This is a genomic window from Streptomyces sp. NPDC001480, from assembly GCF_042894725.1.
Classification (GTDB): Bacteria; Actinomycetota; Actinomycetes; order Streptomycetales; family Streptomycetaceae; genus Streptomyces.
Map to the genome: position 1 here is coordinate 171,662 of NZ_JBIAVX010000015.1, position 21,315 is coordinate 192,976.

Below are 21,315 nucleotides of genomic sequence, written 5' to 3' on the forward strand. Positions count from 1 at the left end.
GCCCGCGAAGCGCCGCAAGGACGGCAGAAAGAGGTGGCCGCGTGCGGCGGCCGAGGGGCTGGTGCCGCCCCTCGGGCCTGACGCGCTGTCGTTTCCCTGAGCGGGCGGGTCACACGTCCAGTTGGTCGGCGACCGCCCGCAGCAGGCCGGCGATCTTCTTGCCGGAGGCCTTTTCGGGGTAGCGGCCCTTTTCGAGCATCGGGGTGATGTTCTCGAGGAGGGTCGTCAGGTCCTGCACGATGGAGGCCAGCTCGTCCGGCTTCTTGCGCTGCGCGGCCGCGACCGAGGGCGTGGGATCCAGTACGACGACCGACAGCGCCTGGTCGCCGCGCTGGCCGGCGACCACTCCGAACTCCACCCGCTGTCCCGGCTTGAGCGCGTCGACTCCGGCGGGGAGGACCGAGGAATGGACGAAGACGTCACCGCCGTCGTCGCGGGAGAGGAAGCCGAAGCCCTTCTCGCTGTTGAACCACTTGACCTTGCCGGTAGGCACGTCTGTCCTCGTCCTCGTACTCGTCGGAAAACTGCTTCGGAAAACAGCGCTGGAACGGCTCTTGATAGCACTGGGGCGGGTCGACCATGACCCGCCGGTACCAAGGCTAATGGTCTTGGGGCGGCTGACAAGACGTCGCCCGGTTGTTCCTTCGCGCTGGGAACTACCCTGGTCGGGTGCGTGACAAAACCCAAACGAATTCCGCCGCACCCGGTGACGGACTGATCCGCGCCGGTGCGGTCGTGTTCTTCATCGGTGCCGTGGCCACTCTGGTCACCGTGGCCCCGCTCTTCCTCGGCGCGAAACCATTTCCGGCGTTCATGTACGGCCTGTGCATGCTGATGGGCGTCGGTTTCCTCGTCGCGGGCGCCGGCGTGCTCCGCTCGGTCGCGGCGGGGCGGCGACAGGCCCGGGAGGCCGCTCCGCGTTAGGGGCCCTAGGCGGCCTGGCGGTACTCCGTGAGCCAGGCCGGGAGTTCGGTCAGGTCCTTGAGGACCACGTCCGCGCCCGCCGCGCGCAGCTCCTGCGCGTCGCACGGACCCGTCGCCACGGCCACGGACAGGGCGCCCGCCGTACGCGCCCCGCGTACGTCACCCACGTGGTCGCCGACGTAGACGCCCGCGCCGTGCTCACGCAGCGCCCCCGCCTTCTGCTCGGCCCACAGGTCGCCGACGACCGCGTCGGGCTCGATGCCGAGGTGGGCGAGGTGCAGCTTGGCGTTCGGCTCGTACTTGGCGGTGACGACGAGCGTCCGTCCGCCGGCCTCCCGCACCGCGTCGATGGCCTCGCGGGCGCCCGGCAGCGCGGGCGTCGCGGCGATGGCGATCGTGGGGTACATCTCCCGGTACAGCTCGCTCATCGGCGCGATCTGCTCGGCCGGGAACCAGTTGATCAGCTCGTCGGCCAGCGGAGGCCCCAGCCGGGTCACCGCCAGGTCGGCGTCGATGTACGTCCCCGTCCGCTCCGACAGCGCCTGGTAGCAGGCCCGGATGCCGGGGCGGGAGTCGATCAGGGTCATGTCGAGGTCGAAGCCGACGGTCAGCGGGCGTGAGGTCATATGGGCCATTGTGCCCAGGCGGTACGGCACCCAGGCCCGCCGGGACTGTGAGCTGGGCAACCGTCACCGTCTCTGCGAGCGCCACACCAGGAACAGCGCCGAGGCCACGGCCGCGCCGCGCACCACCCACGGCCAGGTCTCGGCGAGGGCGTCGTTCATGTGGCCCTGGGCGATGGGGGTGCCCCAGCGGCCGTTGTCGCGGCCCCAGAGCCAGACCAGGCCGGCCGCGAGCGCCAGGCCCGGCACGCCCATCACGGCCCACTTGCTCTCCGCCGGGGTGAGCCGGCGGGAGCCGTACGCGATGAGCCAGCCCAGGATCAGCACGAACGGGTTGCCCATGACCGCCCCGGCCACCAGGGCGGCGGCGGCCAGCAGCAGGAGCGGGTTGGTCCAGCCTGCGGCGGGGCGGGGCAGCGGGAGCCCACGGCGCCGGGCGGGGACGGCGGGGTCCTCGGCGGCCACCGTGTCACCGGCGGTTTCGGCGGCCGCCGACTCCTTCGCCGGTTCCTTGGCCGGTTCCTTCTCCAGGCTCGGCGGCGGCTTGAGCAGCTCGGGGATCTCCACCCCGCCGACGAAACCCGGGACGCTGTCGCCCGCCCCGAAGGGGCCGCTGTCCAGCCGCCACCAGTCGGGCTGCGCGGCGCTGTCGCCGAGCTCGTCCGTGCCCGCCAGGTGCGGCGGGGAGGCGGCGGGTGAGGGCGGGGCGGGGGCCGGCTCGGGCGGGCGCGGGCGCGGTACGACCCGGCGCAGGCCCTTCGGTCCCTTCGGCCGCGTGCCTTCCTCGCCGTCCCGCTGTACGGGCACCGCGGCGGGCGGCGCCTCGGGGGTCCCGGCGGTGCCGCCCGCCGCCGTGACGACCTCGTCCGGGGTGCCGAGACGGTCCAGGATGCGGCGGACCGCGGCGGGACTGTCCACCGTGGTCTTCGCCCGGTGCCGGTCGATCTCGTTGCGCAGCTCCGTCACGAGGCGCATCCGCGCGGATGACGGCAACTGGCGTTGCTGGGCCACGTCGCCGACGCGGCTCAGGTATTCGTAGACGACCTGGTCGCTCTCAATCCCCACGAAGTCCCTCCGGGGGTTCGGCCGTTATTTCCCCGGGTCGAAGGTACCGCGTGCCGGCGGGGTGCAGTGGCCGCCCGCTGGGGGCTGCCGCCCCCAGACCCCCGCTTCGGCCCTGAACGGGCCTCGTCCTCAAACGCCGGACGGGCTGAGTGATACGGACCGGGGTGAGTGTGCGGACCGGGGCCACCGTCGTACCCACCCGCTAACGTGGGGCAGATGAGCACCGAGGACCGCCCGGCGCCCCGCTCCCTCGCGGAAGCGCTCCGTGGGCGTGACGACGCGTCCCTGGCCGGGCTGCTGCGCGCCCGGCCGGATCTCATCACGCCCGTGCCGACCGACCTGACGCAGCTGGCGACGCGGGCGGGGACGCGGGCCTCGGTGTTGCGGGCGCTGGAGCGGCTGGACCGGTTCGCGTTGCAGACGGCGGAAGCACTGGCCGTGGCCGCGGATCCGGCGACGTACGACGAGGTGCTGGGGCTGATGGCGGGGGACGCCGGTGATCCGGTCGTCACGGCGGCGTTGCCCCGCGCCCTGGGGGTCCTGCGCGAGCAGGCCCTCGTGTGGGGCGGCGACGACCGGCTGCGGCTGGTGCGGACCGCCCGTGAGCTGCTCGCGCCGTCCGCGCAGCACCCGTCGCCGACGGGGCTGGGGCCGACCGTGCAGGAGGCGACGTCGGGGATGTCGCCGGGGCGGATCCAGGAGATCGTGACCACCGCGGGGCTGCCGACCACCCATGACTCGGTGTCCGCGGTGGCCGCGCTGACCGCCCTGTTCACGGACCGGGAGCGGATGGCGGCGCTGCTGGACCAGGCGCCCGCGGAGTCGCTGGAGGTGCTGGACCGGCTGGTGTGGGGGCCGCCGTACGGGCAGGTCACCGCCGATCCGGCGGCCCGGCTGCGCTGGCTGCTCGACCGGGGCCTGCTGCTGCCGACGGCGCCCGGCACGGTCGTGCTGCCCCGGGAGGTCGCCCTGCATCTGCGTGCGGGCCGCGCCCACCGGGCCCCGGAGCCGGTGCCGCCCGCCGTGGAGCCGGCCTCGTCGCACCGGCCCGAGATGGTGGACGCGACGGCGGCGGGGCAGGCGTACACCGCGCTGGCCACCGTCGAGGAGCTGCTGAAGGACTGGGACGAGGGCGGGCCCGCGGTGCTGCGGGCCGGGGGCCTGAGCGTGCGGGACCTGAAGCGGACGGCCGTCGCCCTGGACGTGGCCGAGCCGGTCGCCGCGTTCTGGGTCGAGCTGGCCTACGCGGCGGGGCTGCTGGCCTCCGACGGTGAGGCGGATGAGCGGTTCGCGCCGACCCCGGCGTACGACGAGTGGCTGGAGCGGCCCCCGGCCGAGCGCTGGGCTCGGCTGGCCGAGACGTGGCTGGCGGTGACGCGGACGCCGGGGGTGATCGGCGGGCGGGACGCGAAGGACCGTACGTTGTCGGCGCTGGGGCCCGGTCTCGACCGGTCGGCGGCACCCGAGGTGCGGCACCGGGTGCTGTCGCTGCTGGCGGGGCTGCCCGCGGGCGGGGCGCCGTCCGCCGAGGCCGTGCTGGAGCGGCTGCGCTGGGAGCGGCCGCTCCGCGGGCCGCAGCGGGACGACGATCTGCGGTCCCGGCTGGCCTCGTGGACGCTGTCGGAGGCGGAGCTGCTCGGGGTGACGGGCCGGGGCGCGCTGTCCGGGCACGGGCGTGCCCTGATCGGGGCGCCGGCTCCGCACCCGGCCGGGGAGGCGCCCGCCGGGCCGGGTGACAAGCTGCCCGTGCATCACCGTCATCACCAGCCGGCCGTCCGGGAGCCCCTGTCCGCGGCCGAGCAGGCCGTCGCCACGGCCGCCGCCGCCCGGGTGCTCGCCCCGCTGCTCCCGGAGCCCCTGGACCACGTGCTGCTCCAGGCCGACCTGACGGCGGTGGCGCCGGGCCCGCTGAAGCGGCCGCTCGCCGACATGCTGGGTGTGCTCGCGGACGTGGAGTCCAAGGGGGGTGCCACCGTCTACCGGTTCACACCGGCCTCGGTGCGGCGTGCCCTGGACGCCGGGCGTGCGGCCTCCGACCTGCATGCCTTCCTCGCCGCGCACTCCCGTACGCCGGTGCCGCAGCCGCTCGCCTATCTGATCGACGACGTGGCCCGTAAGCACGGGCATCTGCGGGTGGGGGCCGCGTCGGCCTATGTGCGCTGCGACGACGACGCGCTGCTGAGCGAGATCCTCGCCGACCGGCGGGCGGCGGCCCTGCGGCTGCGCCGGCTGGCGCCGACGGTGCTGGCGGCCCAGGCCGATCCGGCGACGCTGCTGGAGGGCCTGCGCGGGATGGGGTTCGCCCCGGCCGCCGAGTCCGCCGAGGGCGATGTGCTGATCACCCGCGCCCATGCCCACCGCACCCCGCCGCGCACCGCCCCGGAGCCGGTTCCGGACGGCCCGCCGCCGCCCGACGGCACTCTGCTGTCGGCCGCGATCCGGGCGATCCGCGCGGGTGATCTCGCCGCCACCGCCCCCCGCAAGCCCGCCGCCGGCACTCCGGTCTCCGACGGCGACCTGCCCCGCACCAGCTCCGCCGAGACCCTCGCCACCATGCAGGCGGCCGTCCTCACCGGCGAGGCCCTCTGGATCGGCTATGTGAACGCCGAGGGCACCGCCAGTCAGCGGGTCATCGCCCCGATCCGGGTCGAGGGCGGTTTCGTGACGGCGTACGACCACACGGCGGACGAGGTGCGGACGTATCCGCTGCACCGGGTGACGGGGGTGGCGGAGCTCGCCGACGACTGACCGGACCGGCCGTCGGTCTCAGCAGTCCCCGACGGGCGCGTCCGCGGCCAGGCCGAAGTGGGTGCGGGCGGCGGTCTCCAGGGCGGCGGAGGGCATCGAGTCGTCGAGCGACGAGGCGAAGACCCCGAGGTGTGCCTTCGTCCACTGGGCGTTTCCCGCGCCGTCGGGGGCCTCCTCCCGGGACACGACCCGGTAGCGGCCGTCCGTGTCCCGGGCCAGCCGCACCACCTGCGGGACGTGCCCGCCGCCGCACTCGACCAGGGTGTGGCCGTGCACTGCGTACTCGGCGCACAGCGTGTCGACGCCCGCCCGTACGACGTTCCCGTGCTCCTCCAGGCCGAGCGGCTCCGCGCGGCAGAACCAGCGGGCGTCGAGCCCGGGCACGGCCTCGCCGTAGCCGCTGCCGTGCGCCTCCGCCACGAGGCGGGCCTCGATCACCGGCCGTACCTCGCCCCACAGCCGGGTGTCGACGTCCGCCGGCCGCCCTGTGTCGACGTCCGCCGGCCGCATCGCCCAGGTGCCCGTGACGGCCAGCACCACGACGGCTCCCACCCCGGTCGCCCATCTGCGTCCCGACATCCGCGAACTCCTCACCGCCCCGCGCCCGCGCACACCGCGCCGCCGCTCACGTGGTGAGACATCCGAACGGTGCGTGCAGTTGCGCGGCAAGCGGTCCGGGAAGGAGCGGGCCCCCGTTTCGGGGCCCGGTGCGGCACACTGGACGTTTGGTCCATGCGGAAGGAATGACGTACGTGAATGGTCCGCTGATCGTCCAGTCCGACAAGACCCTGCTCCTGGAAGTCGACCACGAGCGGGCAGGCGACTGCCGTCGGGCCATCGCGCCGTTCGCCGAGCTGGAGCGGGCGCCGGAGCACATCCACACCTATCGGGTGACGCCGCTGGGGCTGTGGAACGCGCGCGCGGCGGGACACGACGCCGAGCAGGTCGTGGACGCGCTCGTGCAGTACAGCCGGTATCCGGTGCCGCACGCGCTGCTCGTCGACATCGCCGAGACGATGGACCGCTACGGGCGGCTGACGCTGACCAGGCACCCGGCGCACGGGCTGGTGCTCACCACCACCGACCGGCCGGTGCTGGAGGAGGTGCTGAAGTCCAAGCGGATCGCTCCGCTGGTCGGCGCCCGGATCGACCCGGACACCGTGGTCGTGCATCCCTCCGAGCGCGGGCAGATCAAGCAGACGCTGCTGAAGCTGGGCTGGCCGGCGGAGGACCTCGCCGGGTACGTGGACGGTGAGGCGCACCCGATCGAGCTGGCCGAGGAAGGGTGGGCGCTCAGGCCCTACCAGAAGCAGGCCGTGGAGAACTTCTGGCACGGCGGCAGCGGTGTCGTCGTGCTGCCCTGCGGCGCCGGGAAGACGCTGGTGGGGGCCGGGGCGATGTCGGAGGCCAAGTCGACGACGCTGATCCTCGTCACGAACACCGTCTCCGCCCGGCAGTGGAAGCACGAGCTGGTGAAGCGGACCTCGCTGACCGAGGACGAGATCGGCGAGTACAGCGGTACCCGCAAGGAGATCCGGCCGGTCACCATCGCGACCTACCAGGTGCTGACCACGAAGCGGAAGGGCGTCTACCCCCATCTGGAGCTGTTCGACTCCCGGGACTGGGGTCTGATCGTCTACGACGAGGTGCACCTGCTGCCCGCGCCGGTCTTCAAGTTCACCGCCGACCTCCAGGCGCGGCGGCGGCTCGGGCTGACGGCGACGCTGGTACGGGAGGACGGCCGGGAGTCGGACGTGTTCTCCCTGATCGGGCCGAAGCGGTTCGACGCGCCGTGGAAGGAGATCGAGGCGCAGGGGTACATCGCGCCCGCCGACTGCGTCGAGGTCCGGGTCAATCTGACGGACTCCGAGCGGCTGGCGTACGCGACCGCCGAGACGGAGGAGAAGTACCGCTTCTGTGCGACGACGGAGACCAAGCGGAAGGTCACCGAGGCGATCGTGCGGCGGTTCGCCGGGCAGCAGATCCTCGTCATCGGGCAGTACATCGACCAGCTCGACGAGCTGGGCGAGCACCTGAACGCGCCGGTGATCAAGGGGGAGACCTCGAACGCGCAGCGCGAGAAGCTGTTCGACGCGTTCCGGGAGGGCGAGATCAGCGTGCTGGTGGTGTCGAAGGTGGCTAACTTCTCCATCGACCTGCCGGAGGCGACCGTCGCCATCCAGGTGTCGGGGACGTTCGGCTCCCGGCAGGAGGAGGCCCAGCGCCTCGGGCGGGTGCTCCGCCCGAAGGCCGACGGCCACCAGGCGCACTTCTACTCGGTCGTCGCCCGCGACACCCTCGACCAGGACTTCGCCGCCCACCGCCAGCGGTTCCTGGCGGAGCAGGGCTACGCGTACCGGATCGTGGACGCGGACGAGCTCCTGGCCGGAGGCTGAACCGGCGCCCGGGGCCAGCGGTCGGTCAAGCCCCGCGGGGAACACCGGTGCGTGTGTGCGCGTACTCGTCCCCCGGGGTCGTGGTGCGCGACTGGGCGCACAGCACGAGCAGGGCCAGGCCCAGCAGGGGATACGGCGCCGCCGCCGGCTGCTGCCACCAGGGGAGCCGGAGGTCCAGGGATCCCTGGTGCGGTACCAGCCACATCGTGCGGACCGTGAACACGGCTGTCGTCATCGCCGCGAGGCGGGCGCGGCCCTCCGCCAGGAGTACGGCGATGAGAGGCACGCACCACACCCAGTGGTGTGACCAACTGATGGGGCAGACGAGCAGGGTGGTGAAGGCGGTCAGCAGGATTCCCCAGCGGTCCTCGGGGGCGCGGGCCGCCAGCCACAGGCCGAGCACGCCGAGGGCCGCCGCCGGGAGCAGCCAGGCCGGGCCGGGGGCCGGGTCGCCCAGTGCCCGCGCGATCAGGCCTTGCAGGGACTGGTTGTCGATGATCCAGGGTTTGCCGACGCGGCCGGTCTCGTAGAGGCGGCGCGTGAAGAAGTCGACGCTGGCGGCGGGCAGCGCGAGGGCACCGAGCAGGACGGTCGCGGTCAGTGCGGCCGTCGCCGTGGCGGCCTCCCGGTGGCGTCGGCGCACGATCAGCCAGGCGATGAACACGGCGGGCACGAGCTTGATCCCGGCCGCGATGCCCACGGCGGCCCCTTTGGCCCGGGCGCCGGCCGGCCGGGTGAGGTCCCACAGGGTCAGGCAGATGATCGCCAGGTTGATCTGGCCGAACACGAGGGTCTGGAAGACCGGTTCGAGCCAGAGGGCGAGTGCCGTGGCGGTGCGGACGGCGGACGGGGACGGGGTGCGCCCCGCGAGGCGGGCGGAGAGGGTGACGAGGCAGCCGAGCAGGAGCGCGTTGCCCGCGAGGAAGGTGAGCTTGAGGGCCGGGACGGGGATCCAGGTCGTGGGGACGAACAGGACCGCCGCGAAGGGCGGATACGTCGCCGGCAGATGCCATTCGGTGACGGTGAGGCCGTAGAGGTCGCCGCCGTGGGCGACGGCCTCGCCCTCGGCCCGGTAGACCAGCGCGTCGGCCATCGGGACGCGCTGCCAGAGGCAGAGGACGGTGAGGGAGGAGAGGGAGACGACGAGGAGGACGCAGGACATCACCGACCGTTTTGGCACGGCGATGAACTTATGCGGTCACCTGTGGCGTATGCCCGCTTCCTCGCCGTACTCGCCGAGGACGACGACGTTGAACGCCGCGCTCACGAAGACCTTGACGGCACGGAGTGCGTCGCCCAGGCGGTGGTGGGGGACGCCGTCGACGGCTGTGGCTCCGGCCGGTGGCCGGGCGGGGGCTGGGTGGATGGTTGCTGCGCTCATGTCTCCATGGTGGAACCCGGACACAGGGATCGCATCGGCCCCAAGGCCCGATCCCGGGCATGTTTCGGTCCACCCGTGGTCGGACCTCGCCACCCCTCCCCTAGGCCCGGAGTACGACCCCCCTAGGGGACGGAAAAGGATTGGCGACCGCCGAGCCGCCCTCACTACAATCTTCGCTCTTGCCCGCCTCCTCACGGAGTGCCGCCGTCCGGCCGGAAACCGCTCGGCACCCACGCACACGCACCCACCACACACACGCGCCCAGCAGGCCCGGCTCCGGAGGCACCCCCTTGTCCACGCCCGCCCACGACCCCCTCGCCCGGGAACGCTCCCACCTCGCCGCCTCCCGTGCCGCCCTGCGCGCCATGCGCGAGGACGTGGAGTCGCTCGACATCAAGGACGTCACCGCGAACTGGGTGAACGCCGAGGTGCTCGCCCGCCAGATCGACGAGCGCATCAAGGCGCTGGCCGACCTCAGCGGCACCCCGCTGTTCTTCGGCCGCCTCGACTATCTGCACGCCCCCGGAGCCGAACAGGCCGAGGGCGCCGAGGGGGAGCAGTTCTACATCGGGCGGCGGCATGTGCACGACGCCGACGGCGACCCGATGGTCATCGACTGGCGCGCGCCGGTCTCGCAGCCGTTCTACCGGGCGTCCAAGAAGGACCCGATGGACATCGGGCTGCGCCGCCGCTTCGGGTACACCGGCGGCGACCTCACGGCGTACGAGGACGAGCACCTCTCCGACCCCGCTGATCCATCGGGGGCCGCCGCGACGAGCAAGCTGCTCCAGCAGGAGATCGAGCGCCCGCGCGTCGGCCCGATGCGCGACATCGTCGCCACGATCCAGCCGGAGCAGGACGAGATCGTCCGCAGCGGGCTCGGCGGCACGGTCTGCGTGCAGGGAGGGCCGGGGACCGGGAAGACGGCCGTGGGCCTGCACCGGGTCGCATACCTCCTCTACGCCCACCGGGAGCGGCTCGCCCGCACCGGCACCCTGGTCATCGGGCCGAACCGGTCCTTCCTGCACTACATCGAGCAAGTGCTCCCGGCGCTCGGCGAGTTGGCCGTCCGGCAGGCCACCGTCGACGACCTCGTGGGCCAGGTCGAGGTGCGCGGCACCGACGACGCGGCGGCGGCGCTCGTCAAGGGTGACGCGCGGATGGCGGAGGTCCTGAGAAGGGCCCTCTACTCGCACGTCACCATGCCCACCGAGCCGGTGGTCGTGGTGCGAGGCTCCCGGCGCTGGCGCGTCCCGGCGTACGAACTCGAATCCCTGGTGCGCGAGTTGCTGGACCGCGACATCCGCTACGGCGCCGCCCGCGAGGCCCTGCCGCAGCGCGTCGCGCACGCGGTGCTGGTGCAGATGGAGCGCTCGGGCGAGGCCCCGGACGACCGGGTGCAGGACGCGGTGGCCCGCAACAGCGCGGTGAAGGCGGCGGTGAAGGAGGTCTGGCCGGCGGTGGAACCGGCGAAGCTCGTCCTACGGCTGCTCACCGATCCCGACTTCCTCGCCGCGCACGCGGACGGGATCCTCGACGAGGGCGAACAGAAGACGATCCTGTGGTCGAAGCCGGTACGCAGCGTGAAGTCGGCCAGGTGGTCGGCGGCGGACGCGGTGCTGATCGACGAGGCGACGGACCTCGTGCAGCGCACGCACTCGCTCGGGCACGTCGTCCTCGACGAGGCGCAGGACCTGTCCCCCATGCAGTACCGGGCCGTCGGCCGCCGCTGCACCACCGGCTCCGCGACCGTCCTCGGCGACCTGGCGCAGGGCACCACCCCATGGGCGACCCGGAGCTGGGACGAGGCCCTCGCCCACCTCGGCAAGACGGACGGGGTGGTGGAGGAACTGACCGCCGGTTTCCGCGTCCCGACGGACGTCATCACCTACGCCTCGCGGCTGCTGCCGCACATCGCCCCCGGCCTCACCCCGGTCGCCTCGGTCCGCGAGAACCCGGGCTTCTTCGAAGTCCGCGCCACCGACGGCACCGCCGACGTCGTCGCCGCGTGCGAGGAACTCCTCCGCAACGAGGGTTCGACCGGCCTGATCGCCGCCGACGCCCGGATCCCCGCCCTCACCGAGGCGCTCACCGAGGCCGGGATCACCTACCTGTCCCCGGGCGAGGAGACGACGGCGGACACCCGCCTCACCCTGGTCCCCGCCTCACTCGCCAAGGGCCTGGAGTACGACTACGTCGTACTCGACGAGCCCCAGGCCGTGGTCGACGGCGAACCGGACGAACGCACGGGCCTGCGCCGCCTGTACGTGACCCTGACCCGAGCGGTGTCTGGCCTGATCGTCACCCACACGGCCGCATTGCCGGAGCAGCTGGCCTAGCGCGACTGTTTCCCGCTTCAACAAATTCGCTTGATATCAGCCCTGTTGAGTACATTAGTAATAAGCAGGACATAACGAGGTTGATGGCGATGGATGAGATCGTATCGTCGGCAGCCACGGCCTTGGTGGGGGCCATGACCACCGACGCATGGCAACAGGCCCGCGCGGCCCTCGTCACCTGGTGGCGTCGGGTGCGTCCACGTCAGGCGGGCCGGGTGGACGCGGCGCTCGTGGAGTCCCGCGACCGGGTGCTGACGGCCCGCCGGGCAGGGGACGAGGACGCGGAGTCGCACGTGGTCGCGGCCTGGGGGTCCCGGCTGACCGCACTGCTGCGGGACGACCCCGCGCTGGTGGACGGGCTGCGGCGGCTGATCGAGGAGGAGATCGCCCCGCTCCTCGGCCACGAGAGCGGCGCCCGGACCGGCTCGCACGAGTTCCGGGCCGAGGCATCCGGACACGGCCGGGTGTACCAGTCCGGCCGTGACCAGCACATCCACGGGCCATGAGCACCGCCGGCAGACAGCCCGCGTCCGGAGAGGAGATCCGGCTGGAGGCGCACGCCTCCGACCGGGCCCGGATCTACCAGGCGCGCCGGGATCTGTACTCGTCGGAGCGGGACCTGCACGTGCACTACGAGGACGGCGTGCGCGGCGCCCGCCGGGTCCGCGCCGCCGAGATCTCCGAGGAGTGCCCGTATCCCGGCCTGGCCGCCTTCAGCACCGAACAGGCCCAGTGGTTCTTCGGCCGGGACGCGCTGGTGGCCAAGCTGCTGATCCGGCTGGACGCCAGCCTCGCGGTGGGCGGGGCCCTTGTCGTCGTCGCGCCCTCCGGGGCCGGGAAGTCCTCGCTGCTCAGAGCGGGACTCCTGGCCGAGCTCGCGCGCGGCGCCCTGCCCGGCTCGGCGCACTGGCTCCGCGTGTGGCTGACACCGACCGCCCATCCCATGGCGGTCCTCACCGCCCGCCTGCCGGAGGTGACGGGCGGAACGCTCCCGGCGCAGAGCGGCCGGACGGCCGGGGAACACCGCCTGGTCCTGGTCGTGGACCAGCTGGAGGAACTGTTCACGCTGTGCGCCGACGAGCGGGAGCGGCGGGAGTTCCTGGACGCGGTCATGGGCCTGGCGGAGGCAGGCCCCGACGGCGAACCGCCCGCCGCCCTGGTCGTGTTCGGCCTGCGCTCGGACTTCTACACCCAGTGCGCCACCCATCCGGGGCTCCTCGACGCGGTGGAACGCAACCAGGTGATGGTGGGGCCGCTGTCCCGTATCGGCGTCCGAGAGGCCATCCTGCACCCCGCCCGCGCGGTCGGGCTGGACGTCGAACCGGGCCTCGTGCAGGTGCTGTTGCGCGACCTCGGCGCGGCCGAGGCGGACGACGGGAGCGCGGACGCGGACGAATCCGCCGCCTACGAGATCGGAAGGCTGCCACTGCTCGCCCACGCGCTGCGGGCCACCTGGGTGCGCCGGGCGGGCCACGTCCTCACCGTGGACGGCTACGAGTCGACCGGCGGTATCGCGCACAGCCTGTCGGCGGAGGCGGACCGCTGGTTCGACCGGCTGGATCCGCCGGCGCGGCAGACGGCACAGTCCGTGTTCCTGCGCCTGGTCAAGTTCGGCGACGGCACCGACGACACGCGCCGCCCCGTGCGGTACGCCGAACTGGTGGGCCACGGCGCGCGTTCCGAAGAAGCGGCCCGGGTCATCGAGACGTTCACCCGGGGACGGCTGCTGACCCGGGAACAGGACACGGTCACCATCACCCACGAGGTGCTGCTGCAGGCCTGGCCGCGCCTGCGGCAGTGGATCGACGCGCACCGCGCCCAGTACATGGCCCGCCAGCGGCTGGAGGACGCGGCCGCCGCCTGGGAGGAGGCGGGCCGCGACCCCGGTCTGCTGTACCGGGGCGGGAGGCTGGAGGAGGCCTGTGCGCTGGCCGGGGACGAGGAGACGGGCGAGCTCGATCCGGTGGTGTCCGCGTTTCTGGCCGCCTCGGTACGGCAGCGGCGGCGCGCGCGCCGGATCCGGCAGGGGGTCATCGCGGGGCTGACCGCGCTGGCCGTACTCGCCGCGCTCTCCGCGGCGCTGGCGTTCCAGCAGGCCGACACGGCACAGCACGAACGCAACACGGCGATCCTCGGCGAGATCAGGGCCGAGGCCGATCAGGTGCGCGCGACCGACGCGTCATTGGCCGCCCAACTGGACCTGGTCGCGCAGCGGATGAGCCCGGCCGAGTCGACCGGGACCCGCCTGCTCGGCGCCCAGAACACGGCTCTGGCCACCGTGCTGACCGGTCACAACGGCCGGGTGAACGCCGTGGACTTCAGTGCGGACGGCGGGCTGCTGGCCGGCGCGGGCAGCGACGGCACGATCCGGCTGTGGGACACCGCCCGCGCCGGCCGGCCTACCCTGCTCGGCGCCTCGCTGCGCGGCCCCCGGGGAGCCGTACGGGCGCTCGACTTCAGCCCCGCCGGACGCCTCCTCGCCGCCGCCGGCGACGACGGCACCGTCCGCCTGTGGGACGTACGCGCCCCCCGGCACCCGGTCATGGCAGTGCGGGGCGGTGACGGCGCCGTGAAGACACTTGCCTTCGGCCCCGACGGACACGTCCTGGCGGCGGCGGGACACGACGGCCGCATCCGCCTGTGGGACACCGCCGACCGCGCGCACCCGAAGTCCCTCGGCAAACCGCTCAAGGGCTCGTCGGACGAGGTGAACGGAGTGGCCTTCAGCCCGGACGGAAAGCTGCTGGCGTCCGGCGGGAGCGATGCGACGGTGCGGTTGTGGAAGGTGGCGGACCGGCGACACCCGTCAGCTCTCGGCCGGACGTCCGACATCGCCTTCGCGGCCGGGAACCCGGGCTCCGCCCAGTCGGTCGCCTTCGGCCCGGACAGCCGTACCCTGGCCGTGGCCGGCAGCGACCAGACCACCCACCTCTGGGACGTCACGCACCCCGCCAGGCCTGCCGCGCTGGGCAAGGCGTACAGCAACAACGTGGTCAACACCGTCGCCTTCTCCCACAGCGGCCATCTCATGGCCTTCGGCGGGGACGACGACGACATCTGGCTCGAGAACGTGACGGACCCCAGGAACGTCCAGAACCTCACCGCCGCCCTGAACGGCCACACCGGACATGTGCAGTCACTGGCCTTCAACCCGCAGGGCACCATGCTGGCCAGCGCGGGCGCAGACCACACCGTCCGGCTGTGGACCATCCCGCGCACCGTCCTCACCGGGCACACCGGTTATGTCGACACCGTCGCCCTGAGCCCCGACGGGCATCTCCTCGCCTCCGGCTCCGAGGACAACACCGTCCGGCTCTGGGACGTCCGGAACCCGGACCGCCCCAATCTCGTCGACGCGTCGATCCGTGGCCGCACACCGTACGTCAACTGGGTCGCCTTCGGCCCGGACGGCGGGGTGCTCGCCGTCGCGGCCGGGCGGGACATCCGGCTGTGGGACGTCACCGCGCCGGCCCGGCCCAGGCCCCTGGGCAAGCCGCTGACGAGTGCACGGGACAACTTCCTGGTCACCGCGTTCACCCCGGACGGGCGCACCCTCGCGGGCGGCGACGTCGACGGCACGGTACGGCTGTGGGACGTCTCCGACCCGTCACATCCGGCACCCCTCGGGTCGCCGCTGGACACGCACGCGGGCCGGATCAACCGCCTGGCCATCGCCCCGGACGGCCGCACACTCGCCGCCGTCGCGTACGACGGCACGCTCCGCGTCTGGGACATCGCCCGGCCCGCGCGCCCCCGTGCGCTGGGAGCGCCGCAGCACGTCAGCGCGGACCCGATGTTCAGCCTCGTCTTCAGCCGGGACGGACACACCCTCGCCACCGGCGGCGGCGACGGCACGATCCGCCTGTGGAGCCTCAGCGACCGCGCCGCCCCCCGGCCGACCGGCCCACCCCTGACCGGTCACTCGGACACCGTCTACACCCTGGCCGTAAGCCCGGACGGAAACACCCTGGTCAGCGGCAGCTTCGACGGGACGATCCGGCTCTGGGACATCCACGACCGGGCACACGCACGGCCCTACGGGATGCCTGTGACCGTCGTCGCCAACTACGTCAACGCCATCGTGTTCTCCCCGGACGGCCGCCAACTCTTCATCGGCGACGGCGTGTACGACGTACGTGTCCTGCCCTTCACCACCCGGGCCGCCGTCGACTACGTCTGCCGGGCGACGGGCGACCTGCTGACGCCCGCCCTCTGGCACACATACATCCCGCAACTCCCCTACGCCCCGCCGTGCGCCCACCGATGAGGAGACGGTCAGAGGCCGTCGACGACCCGCCGCCACCGAGCCACGGCCGCCGCCGACACCGGCTCGCCCCAGCCTCCCGGTCTGGCCGCTCCCCCGATGTGGAAGCCGTCGATCCCCGCGGCGAGCAGGGCCGGCACATGGTCGAGGCGGAGGCCGCCCCCGACGAGGAGACGCTGCCCGTACCCGGGCTCGCCGCTCCGCCCGGCCTCGGCGAGCAACGTGGGCAGACCGTCGTCCACCCCGGAGGCGGCACCGGCGGTGAGGTAGCAGTCCAGGCCGGGCAGGTCGGCCAGCTGCTTGCGCAGGGCGGCGCGGTCGGCGGCACGGTCGATGGCCCGGTGGAAGGTCCAGCGGCAGCCGTCCAGTTCACCTACGACCCGCTCCACGGCCTCGATGTCCACGCCGCCGTCCGGACCGAGGAAGCCGAGCACGAACTGGTCGGCCCCGGCAGCCCGCAACTCCCCCGCCACGCGTACGAGCCGATCCACGTCCCCCGCCGCGAACCCGTCGGCGAGCCTCAGCATCACACGCAGGTCGAGATCGACGGCGGCACGAATCCCGGCGAAGGTCCGAGCCGCCGGGGTGAGCCCGTCAGCGGCCATGTCGGTAACCAGCTCAAGCCGGTCCGCGCCTCCGGCCTGGGCGGCGATCGCGTCCTCGGGATCGAGCGCGATCACCTCCAGGACCGCACGCGTGCTCATACTCATCGGACCCCTTCCGTCGATGCACCCTGGCGGCTACAGGTCTAGTCCAATCTCAGAGTACGTCGAAAACCCACCGCCCCGCGAGGGCGTCCCCGGCGCCGCAGCCAGGCCGAGGCGCCAGGGGGTACGGGGGCACAGCCCCGCGAGGGGTGCAGGGGCGGAGCCCCGCCGGGGTGCAGGGGGTGGAGCCCCGCCGGGGTGCAGGGGACGCAGTCCCCGCGAGGGGTGCAGGGGCGGAGCCCCGCCGGGGTGCAGGGGCGGAGCCCCGCCGGGGTCTGGGGCGGAGCCCCAGGGGCGGCAACCTCCCAGTCGGCCGTCATGGGTGGGTGGGTGGGAAACCCCCGGGGTCCAGGGGCGGAGCCCCTGGCGGGGTCGAAGGGGCGGAGCCCCTGGGGACGGGAAGGGTAGGGGCGGCGGGGGCGAACCCCCCACGGCGGCGGAGCGGAGCGGCGCGGCAGCCGCGGGACAATGACCCCATGGCCGATCTCGACGCCCTCCGCGCCCGCTTCGCCCGCGCCCTGGACGGCGCCCGCGCACCCGGCGGCGGCCCCGCGCCGGAGCCGTACGCCGACAGCCTCCTCGCCCGCTGGCAGGAGCCGCAGCGCCACTACCACACGCTCACGCACCTCACCGCGGTCCTCGACCACATCGACGCGCTGGAGGAGTACGCGTCCGACCCGGACGTCGTACGCCTCGCCGCCTGGTTCCACGACGCCGTCTATCTTCCCGACCGCTCCGAGAACGAGGAACGCTCGGCCCGGCTCGCCGAGCGCGCGCTCCCCGAGGCCGGAGTCCCGGCGGGAAAGACCACAGAAGTCGCCCGGCTGGTGAGGCTCACCGTCACCCACGACCCCGCCGACGACGACCGCGACGGCCAGGTGCTGTGCGACGCCGACCTGGCGGTCCTCGCCGCGCCGCCCTCCGCGTACGCCGCGTACACCGCCGCCGTCCGCGAGGAGTACCACTTCGTGCCGAGCGACGCCTTCCGCACGGGCCGGGCCGCGATCCTGCGCCAACTCCTGGATCTTCCCAGGCTGTTCAGAACGCCGTACGGGCAGGAGAAGTGGGAGGCTACGGCCCGCTACAACCTCGCGGGCGAGCTGGAAATGCTGTCGACCTGAGCGGCTCGGCGCGCCTAGTGTGCGGCCCATGCGTGCCATAGGTGGGGATCAGGTGGAAGAGGCCGTCGCGGGCTGCGTGGCGGCGCTGCGGCCGGCGGTGGAGCGGGACTGGCAAGGCGTGCAGGCCGCGGGGCTGGAGTGGAGCTGCCACCAGACGGCGTTCCACATCGCCGAGGACCTCGTCGCATACGCCGCCAACCTGGCGGGACGCGCCCAGGACGACTACGTACCCTTCGAGATCACCCTCGACGACGGCACCGACAACACCGGCCTGCTGCACGTCATCGAGGCGAGCGGAGCCCTGCTCGCCGCCGCCGTCCGCACCGCCCCGCGCGAGGTCCGCGCCTTCCACCCCTACCCCTTCCGCAGCGCCGACCGCGAGGGCTTCGCCGCGATGGGCGTCGCCGAGGTGCTGCTGCACACGCATGACATCGCCCAGGCCCTGGGGCTCGCCTACGAGCCGTCCGAGGAGCTGGCCGAGTCCGTCCTGACCTGGCTCTTCCCGCACGTCCAGCCCGGCCCGGCCGCCTGGCCGACCCTGCTGTGGGCCACGGGCCGGGGTGAACTGCCGGGCCGTGCCCCGGTCACCGAGTGGCGCTGGCGCAACAACCTGGTCATCCCCACCGAACGCCTCACCCTGGTCGGCGTCCGGCCCGCCGCCGCCCGCGATCTGCGGCTGGGCGGCGACGGCGGCTTCGAGTGGCTGGACGGCGGACCGTTCCAGGGCACGCGGGAGGCCGCCGGGATGGTGGTCAAGGCGTACGAATCGGGCGTGCACCGGCCGGAGTTCGGGTTGTTCGCGCTCGTCCGCAGGGAGGACGGCCGCGCGGTCGGCGGCATGGGCTTCCACGGCGCCCCGGACGAGGACGGCCGCGCGGAGGTCGGCTACGACCTCGTCGAGGCCGCCCGCGGCCAGGGCTACGCCACCGAAGCCCTGCGCGCCCTGTCGGAGTGGGCGCTGGCCCGGGACGACGTACGGCTGCTGATGGCCACCGTCGACCGGGAGAACCTTCCCTCGCAGGCCGTGGTCACCCGGTGCGGTTACGACCGGGCGACGGTGGAGGAGGAGCGGACGGCCCGCGAGCAGGACGACATGGACAGCGTGCTCCAGTTGTATCTGCGGCGGGCCTGAGGGCACCTAAGCCCGGCGGTGCTTGCGTACGCGCAGCCCCGACTTGTGCAGCAGCCGCACCACCTCGCGGCTGCTGATCTCCACCGCCCCGGCCCGTACGGCGTCCGCGTACCGGTGGGAGGGGATGTCGTAGTGGTCGCGCTCGAAGGCCCGCCGGGGCACGCCCAGTTCCGCGGCGAAGGTGTGCAGCTCGTCGTACGAGACGTCGCTCACCAGGTGCGACCACATGCGCCCGTGCCCGGGCCAGGCCGGGGGATCGATGTAGACGGTCACGGGCGCCTCACGAGGGCGGCTCCCCGCCCGTCGCCGACCCCAGCGCCCCCACGGCGGCGACCTTCACGCCCGCCTTGTGGCACACCCAGTGCGGGTCGGGCCCCAGTTCCGGCTCGACGTCCAGCGCGTGCGGGTCGCCGTGGCCGCACACCGGGCACAGCGGCCAGCGCCCGTACCGGTCGAGGAGCGCGTCCTGTACGTCCTGCGCGACCAGCCCGGCCACATAACTCGCCCCCTCCGGCCACTGCTCGACCCACCATCGCCGCTGCACGACGGACTCCTCGACCAGCGAGACGACGTCGGCCTCCGCCACGTCACCGGCGACCAGGTCGGCCAGGACGAGGGCGCGGGCGGCATGCAGGGCCTGCTCCAGGGGGCTGATGGGGTCCATGAACCCATTGTGCGCACTCTTGACCGGGACACCGAGCCGAAAATATCTTTCAGGGGTGACCCAGGACGTGAAGGAAATTTTCGGGGGAGCCCTGGCCGCCAAGGTCCGCACGCTCGCCCCGTCGATGACCCGCTCCATGCAGCGCGTCGCCGAGGCCGTCGCGAGCGACCCGGCGGGCTGCGCGGCCCTCACGGTCACCGGCCTCGCCGAGCTCACCGGCACCAGCGAGGCCACGGTCGTACGCACCGCCCGCCTGCTCGGCTATCCGGGTTACCGCGACCTGCGCCTCGCGCTCGCCGGCCTCGCCGCCCAGCAGCAGTCCGGACGTGCGCCCGCCATCACCACCGACATCGCGGTCGACGACCCGATCGCCGATGTCGTCGCCAAGCTCGCCTACGACGAGCAGCAGACCCTCGCCGACACCGCCGCCGGCCTCGACACCGTGCAGCTGGGCGCCGCCGTGACCGCGCTCGCCGGGGCCCGGCGGACCGACGTGTACGGGATAGGCGCGTCGGGGCTCGTCGCGCAGGACCTCACCCAGAAGCTGCTGCGGATAGGGCTCATAGCCCACGCGCACAGCGATCCCCACCTCGCCGTCACCAACGCCGTGCAGCTGCGGGCGGGGGACGTGGCGATCGCGATCACGCACTCCGGTTCGACGGGCGACGTCATAGAGCCGCTGCGGGTCGCGTTCGAACGCGGGGCGACCACCGTCGCCGTGACGGGCCGCCCGGACAGCGCGGTCACCCAGTACGCCGACCACGTGCTGACCACGTCCACCGCACGGGAGAGCGAACTGCGGCCGGCGGCCATGTCGTCCCGGACCGGTCAGCTCCTCGTGGTGGACTGTCTGTTCGTCGGTGTCGCCCAGCGGACCTACGAGACGGCGGCGCCGGCGCTGGCCGCCTCGTACGAGGCGCTGGCCCACAGGCACCGGAGCGGATCACGATAGAGCCGGGCCCTGGGAAGCTGTACCGCCCCGCACTGGAAAGAGCTGCCCCCATGACCTCCACCTCCCGCCCCCGTGACCTGCGCGCCCAGTTGGCGTCCCTGACCACCGAGGCCTTCCGTCCGGAGCTCGCCGAGATCGACCGGCTGCCCACCCTGGAGATCGCCCGCCTGATGAACGGCGAGGACACCGCCGTGCCCACCGCCGTCGCCGAGCAGCTGCCCCGGATCGCGGCCGCGATCGACGCCGTCACCGACCGCATGCGGCGCGGCGGCCGCCTGGTGTACGCGGGCGCGGGCACCGCCGGACGGCTCGGTGTGCTGGACGCCTCCGAGTGCCCGCCGACCTTCAACACCGACCCCGACCGGGTCGTCGGCCTGATCGCGGGCGGCCCGGACGCCATGGTGACCTCCGTGGAGGGCGCGGAGGACTCCAAGGAGCTCGCGCACCGCGACCTGGACGCGCTCAAGCTGACCCCCGAGGACACGGTGGTCGGCGTCTCCGCCTCCGGCCGCACCCCGTACGCGATCGGCGCCGTGGAACACGCCCGCGCCCAGGGCGCCCTGACCGTCGGTCTGTCCTGCAACCGGGACAGCGCGCTCGCGGCGGCGGCCGACCACGGCATCGAGGTCGTCACCGGCCCCGAGCTGATCACCGGCTCCACGCGTCTGAAGGCGGGCACCGCCCAGAAGCTGGTCCTGAACATGCTGTCGACGATCACGATGATCCGGCTGGGCAAGACCTACGGGAACCTGATGGTCGACGTACGGGCCTCGAACGACAAGCTGCGGGCCCGCTCGCACCGTATCGTCGCGCTGGCCACGGGCGCGGCGGACGAGGAGATCGAGAAGGCGCTCACCCGGACCGGCGGCGAGGTGAAGAACGCGATCCTCGTCCTCCTGGCCGGTGTCGACGGCCCGACGGCCGCCCGCCTTCTGGAGGAGTCCGGCGGCCATCTGCGCGCCGCGCTGGCGGCGGCGGCCGGCTGACCGCACGCTCGGG

At 73.5% G+C, this 21,315-nt stretch carries 19 protein-coding genes; 10 read left to right on the forward strand and 9 right to left on the reverse strand.

What is annotated here, in order from left to right:
- Window positions 1-109: 109 nt before the first annotated feature.
- Window positions 110-493 carry a cold-shock protein gene (locus ACFY01_RS33295; protein ID WP_390739481.1) on the reverse strand — a complete coding sequence of 128 codons (384 nt, stop codon included), beginning with the start codon at window positions 491-493 and terminating at the stop codon, window positions 110-112.
- Window positions 494-669: 176 nt separating this feature from the next.
- Here ACFY01_RS33295 and ACFY01_RS33300 point away from each other — a divergent pair, with 176 nt between their 5' ends.
- The gene (locus ACFY01_RS33300) at window positions 670-924 is read left to right on the forward strand and encodes a hypothetical protein (RefSeq protein WP_390739482.1); all 255 of its coding nucleotides are present in this window, start codon (window positions 670-672) and stop codon (window positions 922-924) included.
- Between the two features lie 5 nt (window positions 925-929).
- Here the strand turns inward: ACFY01_RS33300 and ACFY01_RS33305 are convergent, their stop codons facing one another.
- Window positions 930-1,559 carry an HAD family hydrolase gene (locus ACFY01_RS33305; RefSeq protein WP_390739483.1) on the reverse strand — a complete coding sequence of 210 codons (630 nt, stop codon included), beginning with the start codon at window positions 1,557-1,559 and terminating at the stop codon, window positions 930-932.
- A gap of 54 nt (window positions 1,560-1,613) precedes the next feature.
- Window positions 1,614-2,612, reverse strand: a complete 999-nt coding sequence (locus ACFY01_RS33310) for a hypothetical protein (protein WP_390739484.1) — start codon at window positions 2,610-2,612, stop codon at window positions 1,614-1,616.
- A gap of 216 nt (window positions 2,613-2,828) precedes the next feature.
- On the opposite strand from ACFY01_RS33310, the gene ACFY01_RS33315 reads away from it, so the two are divergent.
- On the forward strand, window positions 2,829-5,360 hold the full coding sequence (locus tag ACFY01_RS33315) for a helicase-associated domain-containing protein (protein ID WP_390739485.1): 2,532 nt from the start codon (window positions 2,829-2,831) through the stop codon (window positions 5,358-5,360).
- A gap of 18 nt (window positions 5,361-5,378) precedes the next feature.
- Here the strand turns inward: ACFY01_RS33315 and ACFY01_RS33320 are convergent, their stop codons facing one another.
- Window positions 5,379-5,939, reverse strand: coding sequence for a hypothetical protein (locus ACFY01_RS33320; protein ID WP_390739486.1), 561 nt, complete (start codon window positions 5,937-5,939; stop codon window positions 5,379-5,381).
- 173 nt (window positions 5,940-6,112) lie between these two features.
- Between ACFY01_RS33320 and ACFY01_RS33325 the strand changes: the two genes are divergently transcribed.
- Window positions 6,113-7,756, forward strand: a complete 1,644-nt coding sequence (locus ACFY01_RS33325) for a DNA repair helicase XPB (RefSeq protein ID WP_390739487.1) — start codon at window positions 6,113-6,115, stop codon at window positions 7,754-7,756.
- Window positions 7,757-7,781: 25 nt separating this feature from the next.
- Here ACFY01_RS33325 and ACFY01_RS33330 read toward each other — a convergent pair whose 3' ends face one another.
- Window positions 7,782-8,918: a glycosyltransferase 87 family protein gene (locus ACFY01_RS33330; RefSeq protein ID WP_390739562.1), complete on the reverse strand. Its 1,137-nt coding sequence runs from the start codon at window positions 8,916-8,918 to the stop codon at window positions 7,782-7,784.
- Between the two features lie 36 nt (window positions 8,919-8,954).
- Window positions 8,955-9,137 (reverse strand): hypothetical protein, encoded by a 183-nt coding sequence (locus ACFY01_RS33335; protein ID WP_390739488.1) that lies wholly within the window; start codon window positions 9,135-9,137, stop codon window positions 8,955-8,957.
- 290 nt (window positions 9,138-9,427) lie between these two features.
- On the opposite strand from ACFY01_RS33335, the gene ACFY01_RS33340 reads away from it, so the two are divergent.
- The 3 genes from ACFY01_RS33340 (at window position 9,428) to ACFY01_RS33350 (ending at window position 15,743) form a co-directional block, all read left to right on the forward strand.
- On the forward strand, window positions 9,428-11,476 hold the full coding sequence (locus ACFY01_RS33340) for a HelD family protein (RefSeq protein ID WP_390739489.1): 2,049 nt from the start codon (window positions 9,428-9,430) through the stop codon (window positions 11,474-11,476).
- Between the two features lie 134 nt (window positions 11,477-11,610).
- Window positions 11,611-11,982 (forward strand): hypothetical protein, encoded by a 372-nt coding sequence (locus tag ACFY01_RS33345; RefSeq protein ID WP_390739490.1) that lies wholly within the window; start codon window positions 11,611-11,613, stop codon window positions 11,980-11,982.
- Window positions 11,979-15,743, forward strand: a complete 3,765-nt coding sequence (locus ACFY01_RS33350; protein WP_390739491.1) for an NACHT and WD repeat domain-containing protein — start codon at window positions 11,979-11,981, stop codon at window positions 15,741-15,743. The genes ACFY01_RS33345 and ACFY01_RS33350 overlap by 4 nt, the downstream gene beginning before the upstream one ends.
- A gap of 8 nt (window positions 15,744-15,751) precedes the next feature.
- Here ACFY01_RS33350 and ACFY01_RS33355 read toward each other — a convergent pair whose 3' ends face one another.
- Window positions 15,752-16,444: a copper homeostasis protein CutC gene (locus ACFY01_RS33355; protein WP_390739492.1), complete on the reverse strand. Its 693-nt coding sequence runs from the start codon at window positions 16,442-16,444 to the stop codon at window positions 15,752-15,754.
- A gap of 479 nt (window positions 16,445-16,923) precedes the next feature.
- On the opposite strand from ACFY01_RS33355, the gene ACFY01_RS33360 reads away from it, so the two are divergent.
- Both ACFY01_RS33360 and ACFY01_RS33365 read left to right on the forward strand, forming a co-directional pair.
- Window positions 16,924-17,568 (forward strand): hypothetical protein, encoded by a 645-nt coding sequence (locus ACFY01_RS33360; protein WP_390739493.1) that lies wholly within the window; start codon window positions 16,924-16,926, stop codon window positions 17,566-17,568.
- 28 nt (window positions 17,569-17,596) lie between these two features.
- Window positions 17,597-18,700: a GNAT family N-acetyltransferase gene (locus tag ACFY01_RS33365; RefSeq protein ID WP_390739494.1), complete on the forward strand. Its 1,104-nt coding sequence runs from the start codon at window positions 17,597-17,599 to the stop codon at window positions 18,698-18,700.
- A 6-nt stretch (window positions 18,701-18,706) separates the two neighbouring features.
- On the opposite strand, the gene ACFY01_RS33370 is transcribed toward ACFY01_RS33365, so the two are convergent.
- Together ACFY01_RS33370 and ACFY01_RS33375 are read right to left on the reverse strand one after the other, a co-directional pair.
- Window positions 18,707-18,973, reverse strand: a complete 267-nt coding sequence (locus tag ACFY01_RS33370) for a DUF4031 domain-containing protein (protein ID WP_390739495.1) — start codon at window positions 18,971-18,973, stop codon at window positions 18,707-18,709.
- Window positions 18,974-18,980: 7 nt separating this feature from the next.
- The gene (locus ACFY01_RS33375; protein ID WP_390739496.1) at window positions 18,981-19,364 is read right to left on the reverse strand and encodes a hypothetical protein; all 384 of its coding nucleotides are present in this window, start codon (window positions 19,362-19,364) and stop codon (window positions 18,981-18,983) included.
- Window positions 19,365-19,419: 55 nt separating this feature from the next.
- Between ACFY01_RS33375 and ACFY01_RS33380 the strand changes: the two genes are divergently transcribed.
- Together ACFY01_RS33380 and murQ are read left to right on the forward strand one after the other, a co-directional pair.
- Entirely contained in the window at window positions 19,420-20,316 is an 897-nt protein-coding gene (locus ACFY01_RS33380) for a MurR/RpiR family transcriptional regulator (protein ID WP_390739497.1), read from the forward strand.
- 50 nt (window positions 20,317-20,366) lie between these two features.
- Window positions 20,367-21,302 carry an N-acetylmuramic acid 6-phosphate etherase gene (murQ, locus tag ACFY01_RS33385; protein WP_390739498.1) on the forward strand — a complete coding sequence of 312 codons (936 nt, stop codon included), beginning with the start codon at window positions 20,367-20,369 and terminating at the stop codon, window positions 21,300-21,302.
- Window positions 21,303-21,315 lie beyond the last annotated feature (13 nt).